Origin of the sequence: Nocardiopsis listeri, from assembly GCF_020741345.1 — a bacterium.
Classification (GTDB): domain Bacteria; phylum Actinomycetota; class Actinomycetes; order Streptosporangiales; family Streptosporangiaceae; genus Nocardiopsis; species Nocardiopsis listeri_A.
Genome location: NZ_DYZD01000300.1, coordinates 25086 through 38749 on the forward strand (window position 1 = coordinate 25086; position 13664 = coordinate 38749).

A 13664-nucleotide genomic window follows, 5' to 3' on the forward strand; every position below is an offset into this window, starting at 1 on the left:
GGAAACCACCCACCACCTGACGAGGGGAACCGGTGTCCGAGGCCGTCGAGAAGGTCAGTGCCGTCCTTGACCGGATGGGCGCCCCGCGCGCCCTCGCACCGCGCCTGGTGTCCGAACTGGGCCCACAGCCCGCCGCCGCGTTGGAGGCCGACCCATGGCTGTTGCTGCGCGTGCCCGGTGTGACCCGGGAACAGGCCGACTACTGTGCCCGCAAGCACCTGGGCGATGGCGCCCGCCCCGACGACCCGCGCAGGTTGGCCGCCCTGGTGCGGCACACCCTGCGCACCGCCGCGAACCGCGGACACACCGCGGTGGAGGAGAAGCGCCTGGCCACGGTGGTCGGCAAGCTGGGAGTGTCCGACCCCATGGCGGCCCTGGAGGCCGCAGTCGACACCGAGCAGGCGGCGCTGTTCGAGAGCACCGACGAGCCCGACGACGACTTCGACTTCACCGAGGGCGGCGTCCCCGACCTGCCCGACCCCGAACGCTTCTACGCCCTGCCCGACCTCGGGCACTCCGAACAACGTCTGGGTACCCAACTGGCCCGGCTGATCGGCGCGAACGATCCGGTGATGGACTCGCTGACCGCCGCCGAGACCGTGGAGGCGGCGGCCGAGCGCGGCGGGTTCGACCTGTCGGAGCAGACCCGTGAGGCCCTGGTGACGGTGGCGCTGCGCCCGGTCACCGTGGTGCGGCACGGCCCCGGAGACCACGCCGAACTGGCACGTGCCCTGCACGCCCTGGCCGCGATCGCCGCCGAGAGCGGCGTGGGCATCGCCGTGGTCGCCCCCACCGCCCAGACCGCGGCGGCCGTCAACGCCGACCTGGCCCGGGTGAGCGATGCGGAGTCCGACACCGAAGAGCCGCTTCGCGCCCTCTCCCTGGCCGCGCTGCCGGCCCGGGCACCGGTCGAGGCGGGCATCGTGGTCCTGTGCGAGTCCATGTCGATGGGCACCTCCCGGATGGCCGAACTGGCGTCGGTGTGCGCCGACGGAGCGCACCTGGTGCTGCTCGCCGACCTCGACCAGGCGCCTTCGGCCACCCCCGGACGCGTGGTGGTCGACGTGGCCGCCTCTCGTACGGCGCACGTGACCGCCCTGGCCGACGAGACCGCTCCCGGCCCGCTCGGGGTACTGGCCGGATCGGTGGCCGCGGGCGAGTGGAGCGAGGTGGAGGCGCCCGACCGCGAGGTGGTGCGGGTTCCGTCCGCATCCGCCGAGGAGGCCGCGCACCGCGTGACGCAGCTGGTCACCGACTCCATCCCGCGCGCTCTGGGCATCGCCGCCGAGGACGTGCAGGTGGTGACCGCCCGCGAGGACGGGCCGGCGGGGGCCCGGGCGCTCAACGCCGCCTGCAAGGAACGGTTGAACCCGGGCCAGGGCGCACACGGTGGTTTCGACCCGGGCGACCGGGTCCTGCTCACCGCCGAGGGTCCCGGTTACGGCCCGGGCGACACGGGCCACCTGCGCGAGTTCGCCGACGGCGCCGTGGTGGAGCTGTCCGATGGTTCCCGGGTGAAGGTCGCCGACCCCTCCGCGCTGCGTCACGGCTGGGCGGTCACCGTGGCGGCCGCGCACGGCGGCCGATGGCCGGCGGTGGTGGCGGTGTTCCCACCGAAGGTCCCGGTGTCGCGCCCCCAGGTGTACACGGCGCTGACCCGCGCGGTGCGGCACGTGTCGGTGGTGGACGCCACCGATGGCGCGTTGCAGAGCGGTGTGCGCGAGAACCTGACCCCCGAACGCACCACGAGGCTGGTCCAGGTCCTGCGCGAGGGCTGATCCGGCACGTGTGGCGGCCTGGGGCCGCGGTGGGGATCGCGGTCAGACGCGGTCCAGGAAACCCCCGTCGACCACCAGGTTCTGACCGGTGACGTAGGTCGCGGCCGGGCTCGCCAGGAAGGCCACCGAACGGGCGACCTCCTCGGGGCGGCCCAGACGTCCGGTGGGGACGCGTTCGCGGATGCTCTCGTAGAACTTCGGGTCGTTCTCACGGCGCCGCTCCCAGCCGCCGCCGGGGAACTCGGTGGGACCCGGGGAGACCGTGTTGACGCGCAGGCCCTTGGGCGCCCACTCGCGGGCCAGCGAGGAGGCGTGGTGGTTGAGCGCCGCCTTGACCGCCCCGTAGGAGCGCGCCCCGGCCGGGCGGGTGACGTGCAACGCGGAGGTGGTGGAGACCAACACCACCGACCCGCCCCTCTCCGAGCGCAGCAGGTGGGGTTCGGCGGCCTCCGTCAGGAGCACGAACGGCATGAGGTCGGCGTCGAAGCCGCGCCGCCACTGGTCGGGAGTGGGAGCGCTGCCGCCGGAGACGTTGGAGACCAGCACGTCCAGGCCGCCGAGTGCGGTGACGGCGTCCTCGATGAAGGCGGGCAGCGCGTCGTGGTCGGTGACGTCCAGGGCCCGGCTGAAGACCTCGGCCCCGGTCTCACCCAGTTCACGGGCGGCCCGGTCCAGTGGTTCGGGGGTGCGGGCGCACAGGGCCAGGTCGGCTCCCTCTTCGGCGAACACCTGGGCGATGGCGCGGCCGATCCCCCTGCTCGCCCCGGTCACCACGACCTTGGCCCCCGACAGTCCCAGATCCATGTCCCACCTTCTCCACTCGACTCGGCCGCCCCGATGCTACAAGGCGGGCGGCGCGATGACGCGCCGCCCGCCCCCGTCGGTGCTTCGTGTCAGGCCCCGGTGGAGTGGAAACCGCCGTCGACGTGCACGGTCTCGCCGGTGGTGGCGGGAAACCAGTCGGACAGCAGCGCCACGACCGCCTTGGCCGCGGGCTCGGGGTCCTTGACATCCCAGCCGAGCGGGGCACGCTCGGGCCAGTTCTCGGCCAGCTCCTCGAAGCCGGGGATGCTACGGGCCGCCATGGTGCTCAGCGGCCCGGCGGAGACCAGGTTGACCCGCACGTTGCGGTCCCCCACGTACCGGGCGAGGTAGCGGGCGGTGGAGGTCAGCGCGGACTTGGCCACGCCCATCCAGTCGTAGACGGGGTAGGAGACGCTGTTGTCGAAGTCGAGTGCCACCACCGATCCGCCCCGGTCCATGAGGGGCAGCAGGGATGTGGTGAGCGACTTCAGGGAGAAGGTGGAGGTGTGCATCGCCTGGGCGACGTCGCTCCACTCGGTGTTGAGGAAGTTGCCGCCCAGGGCGTCCTGCGGAGTGAAGCCGATGGAGTGGACGATGCCGTCGAGGCCGTCGACGTGTTCACCGACCCGGTCGGCCAGGGTCGCGAGGTGTTCGTCGTCGGTGACGTCCAGTTCCAGGACCGGGGCTTCTTGGGGCAGACGCTTGGCGATGCGCCGGACCAGGCCCAGACGGCCGTAGCCGGTGAGGACGACGGTGGCGCCCTGTTCCTGGGCCAGGCGGGCGACGTGGAAGGCGATGGAGGAGTCGGTGAGCACCCCGGTGACGAGGATGCGTTTGCCGTCGAGGATTCCCATGGCGGTCCGTTCTTCGTGGTGCCGGTCGGTCAGTGGCCCATGCCGAGGCCGCCGTCGACGGGGATGACGGCGCCGGTGATGTAACCGCCGCCGGGGCCGGCGAGGAAGGCGACCGTCTTGGCGATGTCGTCGGTGGCACCGAAGCGGCCCAGGGGGACGTTCTTCTTGATCTCGGCCTGGCGGTCCTCGGGCAGGGCCGCGGTCATGTCGGTCTCGATGAAGCCGGGCGCGATGACGTTGACGGTGATGTTGCGCGAACCGAGCTCGCGCGCCAGGGAACGCCCGAAACCGACGAGGCCGGCCTTGGAGGCGGAGTAGTTGGCCTGGCCGGCCGAACCGAGCAGACCCACCACGGAGGAGATGAGGACGACGCGACCGAAGCGCTTGCGCATCATGCCGCGCACGGCGCGCTTGGCGACGCGGAAGGCACCGGTGAGGTTGGTGTCCAGGACGGAGGAGAAGTCGTCCTCGCTCATCAGGGCCAGGAGCTGGTCCTTGTTGGCGCCGGCGTTGGCGACGAGGACCTCCACCGGACCGTGCGCCTCCTCCACCTCCTTGAAGGCGGAGTCGATCTGGGCGGAGTCGGTGATGTCGCAACGCACGCCCAGCAGCCCCTCCGGGGGTTCGCCGGAGCGGTAGGTCACCGCGACCTTGTCACCGTTCGCCGCCAGTTCACGGGCGATGGCCAGGCCGATTCCGCGGTTGCCGCCGGTGACCAGTACCGAACGCGACATAGGGGCTCCTCATTCTCTGGTGGCCTGAACAGCCACGACGTGTGTTGCTCGGGTGGGGATCGCCTTGCAGCGTACCGAGCTACCGGCCGGTAGCCGCAACCGAGGGCAAAGGTGTGATCGGCGATGAACCGCCACAAAACACGCGGGATGTGATAGGGGTGACTACTCCGGCGGTGTCGAGCAACGGTCAGGCCCAGCCGGCGTCGTGGGCCAGGATGGCCGCCTGGACTCGGTTGGACATCTCCAGCTTGGCCAGGATGCGGCTCACGTGCGCCTTGACGGTGGTCTCCCGCATGCCCAGGGACCGGCCCGCCTCCGCGTTGGACTTGCCCTCGGCCACCGCGACCAGCACCTGCTGTTCGCGTTCGCTGAGCACCGACAACCGGCTCAGGGCGTCCTGTCGTCCGGCCGCGGAGTCGGCGGGCGCGGGCGAGGCGAAACGTTCGAGCATGCGCTTGGTGACGCTGGGCGAGAGCATGGCGTGCCCGTTGTTCACGGTGCGCACGGCGGCGATGAGGTCCCGCGGCGGAGTGTCCTTGAGCAGGAACCCCACCGCCCCGGCCCGCAGTGCGCTGTGCACGTACTCGTCCAGGTCGAAGGTGGTCAGCAGCACCACGCGGGGCGGCTCGGGCAGGGACGTGATGCGTTCGGCGGCGGCCAACCCGTCGGTTCCGGCCATCCTGATGTCCAGCAGGACCACGTCGGGGCGCAATTCCTCGGTCAGGCTCACGGCCTCCTCGCCGTCGCCGCCCTCCCCGACCACCTCGATGTCCGGGGCGGACTCCAGGATCATCCGCAGTCCGGAGCGGACCAGGATCTCGTCATCGACCAGGATCGTGCGGATCACCCTCGGTGCCCTCTTCCTCTGTTTTCCGTCTCCAGCGCGTCGTACGAGGCGGACTCGGCGGTCTCCTCCCCCGGCAAGATAGCGCGCAGGCGCCATCCGCCGTCGGGGCAGGGCCCCGCGCTGACCTCACCACCCGCCAAAGTCACCCGCTCCCGCACTTGGGCGTGTACGGGTTCGGGGCCCGGATGGTGCACCATCCGGGCCCCGGATCCCCCAATCGGTCGAGAAGACGGCCCAGGACGGTGGCCGCCTCTCGATCCGCGGATAGGACGGCCCGAGGGCCGTCCCCGATGGTCAGTTCGCCATGCCGGTGGAGGCGTAGCCCTCCACGAAACGACGTTGCAGGACCAGGAACAACAGCAGTACGGGCAGGATCATGATGATCCCGGCCGCGCTGACCAGGGCGTAGTTGACGGTGAAGCCCTGCTGGAAGGAGTACAGCGAGATCGACACCGGAAGGGCCTCGTTGTCCTGGATGAAGGTGACCGCGAGCAGGAACTCGTTGTAGGCCTGGAGCGCGGCGACCAGGCCGGCCGTGATCACACCGGGCCAGATGAGGGGCAGCACGATGCGGAAGAACACCGTCGCCTCCCCCGCTCCGTCCATGCGGGCGGCGGCCTCGTAGTCGGGTGGGATGGCGATGAGGTACGACCTGAGCAGCAGGGTGCTGAACGGACTGTAGATCGCCCAGTAGATCAGGATGAGCCCGATCTGCGTGTCGTACAGACCCAACCGCGTCCACCAGTTCACCAGCGGGACGAGGAAGAGCTGGATGGGGAGCGCCGTCACCACCAGGAGGTACATCGTGAGCGCGCCGGGGGCCGGGATGTCCAACCGGACCATGGCGTAGGCGGCCGCTCCGGAGATCAGGCAGACCCCGACCGCCGTGGCGAGCACGATGACGAGGCTGTTGGACAGGCCTGCCGCCATGTTCGCGTTCTGCCAGGCGGTGAGGAAGTTGTCCCACATCGCCTCGCTGGGCGGCCCCATCGGGTTGGTGCTGATCTCGGCCGGGTTCTTCAGCGAGCTGAAGAGCAGGACCAGGATCGGACCGATGGCGTACAAGGCCAGTAGTACGAGAACCAGGTAGACGAGCGGCCCACCTCGCCGCGAGGAGGTCGCGCGTCGCCTTCGCGGCGCACGCCGTTGCGGTACGGACGTCATCACACCTCCCAGCGCAGTCGACGCCGGAGCACGAGGTAACCGGCGATGGTGGTGGCGCTGATCAGGGCCATGACGACGCCTACGGCGGAGGCGTGGCCGGCTCGGCCCTCACCGAACGCCGTGCGGTAGAGCAGAGTGCTCAGCATGTCCGTGGAACCGGCGGGGCCGCCCTGGGTGAGGATGTACACGTAGTCGAAGACCAGGAACGACCAGATGATGGTCATCAGCAGCAGAAAGACCAGGGTCGGCCTGATACCCGGCAGGGTGACGTGCCAGAACTCGCGCCAGCGCCCCGCCCCGTCCAGGCGGGCCGCCTCGTACAGGGCCGGGTTGACCGACTGCATGGCGGCCAGGAAGAGCATGACCAGGAAGCCCCACCACTGCCAGTTGTTGATGAGGGCGATGGCGCCCAGCGCCAGTTGCGGGTCGCCGAGCGGGTTGAGGTCGCTCACCCCCGGCACCCCGAAGGAGTCCAGGACGGGGATGAGCCCGGCCGTCGGGCTGAGGATCTGCCGCCAGACGGCCGCCGAGACGACCGTGGCCACCACGTACGGGATGAAGAACAGGGTCTGGAAGAGGAGCCGCCCCCGACGGATGCGACTGAGCAGGTAGGCGCCCAACAGGCCCATGCTCATGGGCACCGTGAGGAAGAACAGCGTCCACAGCAGGTTGTGACCGAGCGCGCCGACGAAGGCGTCGTCCCCGGTCAACGCGACGTAGTTCTCCCAACCGACGAAGGACGGGGGGTTGATCCCGTCCCAGTCGGTGAACGAATACGCCACCGAGGTCAACGCCGGTCCGGCGATCACCAGGACGTTGACGATCAACAAGGGTGCCAGGAACAGGAGCCCGGTCAGGCGGCGACGCCTGTCGTTGCGGGCCGGCGAGGGACGCGGTGTGGCTGTTCCCCCGCCGGCCACGTGAGTGGTGGTGGACATCCGGTGGGTTTTTCCGTTCCCTGTCTACTGGGGCGTGAAGGGCGCGGGGGCCGCGCCCGCACCGAGTTCCTGGTGGAAGGTCGAGTCCAGGATCTCCGTGTACTCCTTGGGCGACATGTCACCGGTGATGACCTTGTCGAACTCGGTGTACAGCGCGGTGTTGGTCTCGGGCGGCAGGAAGGTCCAGCTCGCGTAACCGAGGTTCTCCGATTCGGGGATCTGCTCGTACAGGCGCTGGACCCTGGGGTCGGTGCCCTCGGGGAAGTCGGTGGGCTCGTAGGCGACCGGCGGCGGGTTCTCCCCCTGCTCGGCGAGGTACTCCAGGGAACGAGTGGTGTCCCCCATGATGTGGTCCAGGAAGGCCGCCGCGGCGTCGGGGTCGGTGCTGCCGGAGTCGATCGACAGCGCGGTCCCGATCGCGAGGGGGAACACACCGGGGTCGACGCCGTCGGCCAGGGAGGGAAGCGGCGCCCAGTCCCAGTCCTGGGGATCGTTGCCCGAGTCGGTGAAGAAGCTCCCCATGGAAGCGAAGCTCCAGGTGCCGCTCATGTACATCGCCACGTCACCGGTGGCCAGCCCGGTGCACATGTCGGGGTCGGTGTTGGTGAAGTAACGGTCGGCTCCGCCGCCCCACCAACCCTTGTCCAGCTGCGACTTCATCGACTGGATGAGGTCGACCACGGCCGGGTCGGACCAGTCGCGGTCACCGGTGAGCACGTCGTACAGGAAGTGCGGGCCCAGCCCGGCGTTGAGCAGGCAGGTCAGGTACCACTCGCTCTGGGCGGGGTAGCCGCTGTTGCCCGCGCCGACCGGGATCATGCCCTTGGAGTCGGCCTCCTCGCAGAGGTCCTCGAACTCGGCCTTGGTCGTGGGAGGCGTCCAGCCGTTGTCCTCGAAGACGGTCCGGTTGTAGTACAGGACCATGGAACCGTAGCTGGTGGGAACGGAGTGGAGACGGTCGTCCACCCGGCTCAGCTGTGTCGCCCAGGGCAGCAGGCGGTCCTCCCACCCGTACTCGGTCGCGTAGTCGTCCAGTTCGAGGGTCTTGAGCCCTTGAGCGTAGTTGACCGAGGTGGAGGGGCCTGGCGAGTAGATGATGTCCGGGGCGTTCCCGGAGGAGACCGCGGTGTCGGTGAGCGAGGCCAGGTCGGTGAGCTGCTTGGTCGACATGCTCACCGAGTACGAGGTGGACTCGTTGAAGGTGTCGATGAACTGGGAGCGGAAGTACTCCTCGGTCTCGGGCGTGGGGAAGGCACCCCAGTACTCGATACCGGACGAGGAACCGCCCCCGGAGCTTCCGCAGCCCGTCAGGAGCCAGGCTCCGGCGAACGCTCCTCCCGCGAGCTTGAACATGTCACGGCGGGGAAGTTGGTAGGTCACGGGGGTCCTTTTGGGTCGTCAGGTCGATTCGCGGACGATGAGTTTTTGGGGGAGCACGACCTCGCGCACACCTTCACTGGGGGTGCCGGAGAGGCGGTCGAGGAGGAGACGGGCACAGGCACGGCCTATCTCCAGGGCGGGGTTGTGCACGGTGGTGAGTCGCGGCGTCACGAGCGAGGCGGCCTCGATGTCGTCGTAGCCGGTGACGGCGACGTCGCCGGGGACGGTCAGTCCCCTTTCGCGGATCGCGTCCATGGCACCGACGGCCATCAGGTCGTTTCCGCAGACCAGGGCCTCTGGCCTCCGGTCCAGGTTCAACAACGCGTGCGAGCCCCTCGCCCCACCGGTGCGGGTGAAGGGCCCCGCGGTGATGAGCTCCTCGTCCACCTCCAGGCCGAACTCCCGAAGGGCCCGACGGTAACCGGCCAGGCGCAGTCGCCCGGGTGCGCTGTCGGGATCGCCGTTGACCAACCCGATCCTGCGATAGCCGAGCTCCAGCAGGTGTGCGACCACATCGGCCATGCCACCGGTGTCGTCGGCGCGCACGATGTCACCGAAACGCGGATCCAGTTCGCCGCTGAGTCGCACCAGCGCGGTCCCGGCGGCGGTGATGTCGTTGAAGTGACGATCCTGAGCGTTCAGCGACGCGAGGACGACGCCGTCGACCCTGCGGTTCAGTAGGTGGCCGATCACCGAGTCCAGGTCCTGGGTGGACCCCTGGGCCACACAGACGGAGATCAAGAATCCCTCGGGTTGCAGAACCTCCTGCAACCCCGCCGCCATCAGCGGATAGAACGGGTTGGTGACGTCGGAGACGACCAGGGCGACCGCGTGGCTACGACCGGTGCGCAGTCCACGCGCCGAGGGATCGGGGCGGTACCCCAGTTCTTCGATGACCCGGAGGACCTTGGCCTTGGTGCGTTCACTCACCGGCCTACGACCGCTCAGAACGTGGGAGACGGTCGTGACACTCACCGCCGCGGCGGCCGCGACATCGGCGATGCCGACGCGGTGTTCCTTGCTCATCGTCCCCACTCCGACGCATGCAAAACGTCTTGCGAATTTCCGAGCCTCATGGTGTCGAAATCACCCCGAACTGTCAAACAAGCAACCTGTATGCCCCTTTGCCCCTGCTCTGAGCTCATGTCATCCTGGTCCGGCTTATGCAAAACGATGTGAGAGGACTCCGATGGTCACGCGTGACCGGTGCCGAGGGGCACTGTTGGGGTTGGCCGTGGGCGACGCCATGGGGGCGCCCACCGAGGGCATGACCCCGGAGGCCATCCACGCCGCACACGGACGTGTCGAGGGTTTCCTCCACACCCGGGCTTCGGGAACCGATGACACCGAGTACGCGGTGTTGTGCGCCCAAGGGCTGCTCGCCCACGGTCGCCGGTTGACCTCGAACGACGTCGCGGCCGTATGGACACGGGCCGTGCTGTCCCAGGAAGGGGGTTTCCACGGGGCCGGCTTCAGCGAGATGGGCGCCATCGCCAACCTCCGGGCCGGGGTCGCCCCGCCCGTGAGCGGCAACGACAACCACGAATCGTGGAGCGATGGCGCGGCCATGAGAGTGGCGCCCATCGGCATCCTGTGCGCCGGTGACCCCGCGGAGGCGGCCCGACTGGCTCGTGAGGACGCCCAGGTCAGTCACGCCGCGGACGGGATCTACGGAGCGCAGGCCATCGCCGCGGCCGTGGCGCGCGCCCTGGTGACCGACGACCACACCGAGGTCATCGCCGCCGGCCTCGCCGCGGTGGCCGAGGACACTTGGACCGCCAGGCTCCTTCGACGGGCCCTGGACGTGGCGTCCCATGCATCCACCATGGCCGAAGCCGAGCGGGAGCTCTACCGTCGGATCCCGCTCTTCCACTACCCCTGGCCCGACAGCGCCCCCGAGGCGGTGGCCCTGTCCTTCGGGCTCTTCGCCGCGGCCGAGGGCGCCTTCATCCCCAGCGTGGTGAGCGCCGTCAACATCGGCCGGGACTCGGACACGATCGCGGCCATGGCGGGGGCGATGGCCGGAGCGCTGCACGGTGACGCCGCCATCCCCCCCGCGTGGCGGACCAAGGTCAGGCAGGTCTCCGGCGTCTGTGTGACCGCGACCGCCGGCACCGACCTGGTGGAGCTGGCCGACGCCCTGTACGAGGCATCCCAGGGGAACGAGGAGTACGAGAATGCGATCTGAGAACGCTCGCGGCGCCCTGCTCGGCCTGGCGATGGGCGACGCCCTGGGCCTGCCCGCGGAGTACCACCGCCACGCCCGCGCCGGTTGGGGTCGCGGCGTGCTGTGGGAGAAGAACATCGACCTGGACCGCCAACGGATCTCCCGGCCCCTTCTACCCTTCGTTCCAGGACACACCGAGCTCAACCCGTTGTCCGGGACCGATGACACCGAGACCGCGGCCACCGCCGCGCTCATCCTGTTGGAAGCCGGTGCGCACGACCTCCACGCGCTGTTCCAGGAGTGGCGCACGCACTACGTGGCCACCGAGGACGTCTGGTGCGGGATCGCCGAGCGAGGCGCCGTCCTCCAGGCCCTGGAAGGCCGGGTGCCGCCGGAGACGGGGACCGACAACCCGGTCTACTGGGACGACGGGGCGGTACCGGCCGCGGTGTCCGTCGGTCTGTTCCACTCGGGTGACACCGAGAACGCCACCAAGGTGGCCACGGATTACGCACGTATCACGCACGACCGTGACGGGGTGTGGGCGGCGGGTGCGATGGCGCACGCCATCGCCGCCCTGTCCGCGGAAGAGCACCTCACCGTGGCCCTGGCGGAGGCCGAGCGCACCATCCCGGACGACAGTTGGCTGCACCGCGGCTTCGAACGCGCCGCGGCCATCGCCCCCGGCCACGCGAAGGGTGCTTTCGCGATGGTCCCATCCCTGATCGACGCCTTCGGACGCCCCGACTACAGTCACGGTGGCGTGGCACCCGAGACCCTTCCGCTCGCCTTCGCCATCACACGCCTGGTCGAGGGGGATCTCGCGTCCGGTCTGCAGACCGCGGCCCTTTTCCCACGCCAGTCCGACAGCCTGCCCGCGATGGTGGGTGCCCTGTGCGGAGCGGCCGGTGGCGAGAACGCGGTCCCCGAAACCTGGCGGAACCACGTGGACCTGGTCGAAGGGGTCCTCCTGCCCAGGGTGGCCGGTCACCGCCTGACCGAACTGGCGGACCGGCTGACGAGACCTCGTGCGGCCACGGAGCACCCCGACGCGTCCACGCGCTGACCCGGGACCCGATCCGGTCCCGCGATTCCGGCGGCCACACGGTGTGAACGGCTGTGGCCGCCGGTCGGCTCCCACATCCGCGCGTCGCGTCGATGAAGTCCAACCATCGGTCCACACGGGTCGAGATCCGTTCCTCGGTCATGGTCCGGGGCAGGTTCTCGACCACCGAGGGCGGCACCTGAGCAGTGGTCGACTCTTCGCCGTCAGACTCACCATCGTGATTCGTTCACCTCGAGCAGTCGGGTGACCTTCACAGTCTTCCTCCCCTTCCGGACGGGCGCAGGGCAGGCTCATGAGGAGACTGAGGTGTAGGGGGCCATGTCGTAGGCCTTTTGAACCGGTTCCGGGCGCCTTCCATCGTTGAGCCCCCGATCCCAGAAGCCGTCGACCTGTTGACGGACCTCGGGTTCCATCTCCTCGGGAAGCACGTGGCGGTAGCGCGTGTCCTGGCCGAGCAGCACCTTGATCGTTGTCTCGAAGACGGGCTCCGGGTCGTACTGCTCGTGGGGGAAGGACAGCTCGGAGTAGTCGAAGAGGCGCTGGGACGGGTCGTCGCCCCACGTCTTCCACTCCTCGAACATGGTGTCGTTGAACCCCGTCAGGAACGGCCCAGGGTTGACTGTTGCGACGGTGACACCGAACTCGGCCAGTTCCTGGTCCAACGCGTCGGCGAAGGCCTCCACGGCATGCTTGGAACCCGAGTAGGCACCGGTGAACGGATCCGTGGTGAGCCCCGCGACCGAGGACATGAAGACGATCCTGCCGCGCCGACGCGCCGCCATCCTCTTCGCGAAGCGCTGGGTGAGCAGGACCGGGCCGAACACGTTGACGTCGAACTGCCGGAACAGCCGGTCCTCGGGGATGTCCACGGTCGAGCCGCCCTCGGAGACACCCGCGTTGTTGAGCAGAACATCGACGTCCCACGTCCAGGCGTGTTGCCGGTCGTCGGGATCGGTCACGTCCAGCTTCTCCACGCGCAGGTCCGCCCCGCGCGCCTTTGCCTCGAATCGGAGGGAGTTGACCTGCGCGATGATCTCGACGCCGGCGATGACGTCGTGCCCCTGGGACGCGAGCCGCAGGGCGATCTCCTTGCCAAAACCCGTACCCGCCCCGGTGATGAGGATCGTTCCGGTCATGGTGTTCCCTTCGATGAGTCGGTAGGTTCCTCGAGGGCCGTGCCGGAATGGGTTCGGAGGACGGCTGACGCCGCTTCGGCCACGGCGATATCGCTCGAGGAATCAATTTCCCTAGATTTGACCATTCCCGCGTTTATTATTCGCATGGCGTCGTCGAGGTCGACTATTGCCATGGGCTCCATCGGTTGGACCGTAAGCCCATGCCCACAGCCGGTCAAGGAACCAGGAAATGGTCGGCGAGCCTTTGCCCTGAGACAATGAACCCTATTGACGACACCGACACCAGGCACACGAACGCCTGACCGCGGGAGAGCTACGGCAGGACAACAACCTGGCCTTCTGCGCACGCAGCGGCGCCCCGCGGTACCGGCACAATATCCTGCGGGAGCCGCGCACGATCATGAGAAATGCGGGGTTGAACGACAAAGAATGGACCGCGCAAGACCTGCGGCACACATTCGTTCCCTGTTCTTCGACCACGGAATCGGTATCGAGGAGATCTCACTGTTGGTCGGGCACAACGGCACCGACACCACCGAACGCGTCTACCGCCGCCGATCGCGACCGGTGCGCCGCTTCGCGGCGACAGCGGTGAACCGGATACCGCACGACGTGGGCTGGCACCCCCATCTGAAACGCAAAGAGGGGCCCATCGGATGATGGACCCCTCTTACTGTTCTGTCGGGACGGCGGGATTTGAACCCACGACCCCTTGACCCCCAGTCAAGTGCGCTGCCAAACTGCGCTACGTCCCGTCCGTCGACCGGCGCCTGCGGCGTCGCCAACAGGGAAAACC

13 protein-coding genes, 1 tRNA gene and 1 pseudogene are annotated in these 13664 nt (G+C 69.0%); 4 read left to right on the forward strand and 11 right to left on the reverse strand.

Annotated elements, in window-relative coordinates; all coding sequences use genetic code 11:
• The first annotated feature begins 32 nt into the window (after window positions 1-32).
• Window positions 33-1778 carry a helix-hairpin-helix domain-containing protein gene (locus tag K8V84_RS16090; protein WP_304075748.1) on the forward strand — a complete coding sequence of 582 codons (1746 nt, stop codon included), beginning with the start codon at window positions 33-35 and terminating at the stop codon, window positions 1776-1778.
• A 42-nt stretch (window positions 1779-1820) separates the two neighbouring features.
• On the opposite strand, the gene K8V84_RS16095 is transcribed toward K8V84_RS16090, so the two are convergent.
• The 9 genes and pseudogenes from K8V84_RS16095 to K8V84_RS16135 all read right to left on the reverse strand — a co-directional run bounded on the left by K8V84_RS16095 (window position 1821) and on the right by K8V84_RS16135 (window position 9525).
• Window positions 1821-2582 (reverse strand): SDR family oxidoreductase, encoded by a 762-nt coding sequence (locus tag K8V84_RS16095; RefSeq protein WP_304075751.1) that lies wholly within the window; start codon window positions 2580-2582, stop codon window positions 1821-1823.
• Window positions 2583-2671: 89 nt separating this feature from the next.
• Window positions 2672-3436 carry an enoyl-ACP reductase FabI gene (gene fabI, locus K8V84_RS16100; protein ID WP_304075753.1) on the reverse strand — a complete coding sequence of 255 codons (765 nt, stop codon included), beginning with the start codon at window positions 3434-3436 and terminating at the stop codon, window positions 2672-2674.
• A 29-nt stretch (window positions 3437-3465) separates the two neighbouring features.
• A complete protein-coding gene (gene fabG, locus K8V84_RS16105) occupies window positions 3466-4170 on the reverse strand; it encodes a 3-oxoacyl-ACP reductase FabG (protein ID WP_304075756.1) in 705 nt (234 codons plus the stop codon).
• Between the two features lie 187 nt (window positions 4171-4357).
• Window positions 4358-5017, reverse strand: a complete 660-nt coding sequence (locus tag K8V84_RS16110) for a response regulator transcription factor (RefSeq protein ID WP_304075758.1) — start codon at window positions 5015-5017, stop codon at window positions 4358-4360.
• A pseudogene (locus K8V84_RS16115) lies at window positions 4992-5175 on the reverse strand (sensor histidine kinase); the annotation flags it as partial. The gene K8V84_RS16110 and the pseudogene K8V84_RS16115, both read right to left, overlap by 26 nt.
• Before the next feature lie 136 nt (window positions 5176-5311).
• Entirely contained in the window at window positions 5312-6181 is an 870-nt protein-coding gene (locus tag K8V84_RS16120; protein ID WP_304075760.1) for a carbohydrate ABC transporter permease, read from the reverse strand.
• Window positions 6181-7119, reverse strand: a complete 939-nt coding sequence (locus K8V84_RS16125; protein ID WP_304075761.1) for a sugar ABC transporter permease — start codon at window positions 7117-7119, stop codon at window positions 6181-6183. The genes K8V84_RS16120 and K8V84_RS16125 overlap by 1 nt, the downstream gene beginning before the upstream one ends.
• 24 nt (window positions 7120-7143) lie before the next feature.
• Window positions 7144-8499: an ABC transporter substrate-binding protein gene (locus tag K8V84_RS16130; RefSeq protein WP_304075763.1), complete on the reverse strand. Its 1356-nt coding sequence runs from the start codon at window positions 8497-8499 to the stop codon at window positions 7144-7146.
• An 18-nt stretch (window positions 8500-8517) separates the two neighbouring features.
• Window positions 8518-9525 carry a LacI family DNA-binding transcriptional regulator gene (locus K8V84_RS16135; RefSeq protein WP_304075765.1) on the reverse strand — a complete coding sequence of 336 codons (1008 nt, stop codon included), beginning with the start codon at window positions 9523-9525 and terminating at the stop codon, window positions 8518-8520.
• A gap of 163 nt (window positions 9526-9688) precedes the next feature.
• Between K8V84_RS16135 and K8V84_RS16140 the strand changes: the two genes are divergently transcribed.
• Both K8V84_RS16140 and K8V84_RS16145 read left to right on the forward strand, forming a co-directional pair.
• Entirely contained in the window at window positions 9689-10687 is a 999-nt protein-coding gene (locus K8V84_RS16140; protein WP_304075768.1) for an ADP-ribosylglycohydrolase family protein, read from the forward strand.
• Window positions 10677-11732, forward strand: a complete 1056-nt coding sequence (locus K8V84_RS16145; protein ID WP_304075770.1) for an ADP-ribosylglycohydrolase family protein — start codon at window positions 10677-10679, stop codon at window positions 11730-11732. Before K8V84_RS16140 ends, K8V84_RS16145 begins: the two co-directional genes overlap by 11 nt.
• A gap of 290 nt (window positions 11733-12022) precedes the next feature.
• On the opposite strand, the gene K8V84_RS16150 is transcribed toward K8V84_RS16145, so the two are convergent.
• Window positions 12023-12868 carry an SDR family oxidoreductase gene (locus tag K8V84_RS16150; RefSeq protein ID WP_304075771.1) on the reverse strand — a complete coding sequence of 282 codons (846 nt, stop codon included), beginning with the start codon at window positions 12866-12868 and terminating at the stop codon, window positions 12023-12025.
• A gap of 429 nt (window positions 12869-13297) precedes the next feature.
• Between K8V84_RS16150 and K8V84_RS16155 the strand changes: the two genes are divergently transcribed.
• Window positions 13298-13528, forward strand: a complete 231-nt coding sequence (locus K8V84_RS16155) for a hypothetical protein (RefSeq protein ID WP_304075774.1) — start codon at window positions 13298-13300, stop codon at window positions 13526-13528.
• A gap of 21 nt (window positions 13529-13549) precedes the next feature.
• On the opposite strand, the gene K8V84_RS16160 is transcribed toward K8V84_RS16155, so the two are convergent.
• A tRNA-Pro gene (locus K8V84_RS16160) sits at window positions 13550-13623 on the reverse strand.
• Window positions 13624-13664: the final 41 nt, after the last annotated feature.

Excerpts from the sequence above, each read along its gene's own strand:
- K8V84_RS16095 (WP_304075751.1), bottom strand. The coding sequence starts at position 2,582 with ATGGATCTGGGACTGTCGGGGGCCAAGGTCGTGGTGACCGGGGCGAGC.
- fabI (WP_304075753.1), bottom strand. The coding sequence starts at position 3,436 with ATGGGAATCCTCGACGGCAAACGCATCCTCGTCACCGGGGTGCTCACC.
- fabG (WP_304075756.1), bottom strand. The coding sequence starts at position 4,170 with ATGTCGCGTTCGGTACTGGTCACCGGCGGCAACCGCGGAATCGGCCTG.
- K8V84_RS16120 (WP_304075760.1), bottom strand. The coding sequence starts at position 6,181 with ATGACGTCCGTACCGCAACGGCGTGCGCCGCGAAGGCGACGCGCGACC.
- K8V84_RS16125 (WP_304075761.1), bottom strand. The coding sequence starts at position 7,119 with ATGTCCACCACCACTCACGTGGCCGGCGGGGGAACAGCCACACCGCGT.
- K8V84_RS16135 (WP_304075765.1), bottom strand. The coding sequence starts at position 9,525 with ATGAGCAAGGAACACCGCGTCGGCATCGCCGATGTCGCGGCCGCCGCG.
- K8V84_RS16140 (WP_304075768.1), top strand. The coding sequence starts at position 9,689 with ATGGTCACGCGTGACCGGTGCCGAGGGGCACTGTTGGGGTTGGCCGTG.
- K8V84_RS16145 (WP_304075770.1), top strand. The coding sequence starts at position 10,677 with ATGCGATCTGAGAACGCTCGCGGCGCCCTGCTCGGCCTGGCGATGGGC.
- K8V84_RS16150 (WP_304075771.1), bottom strand. The coding sequence starts at position 12,868 with ATGACCGGAACGATCCTCATCACCGGGGCGGGTACGGGTTTTGGCAAG.
- K8V84_RS16155 (WP_304075774.1), top strand. The coding sequence starts at position 13,298 with ATGGACCGCGCAAGACCTGCGGCACACATTCGTTCCCTGTTCTTCGAC.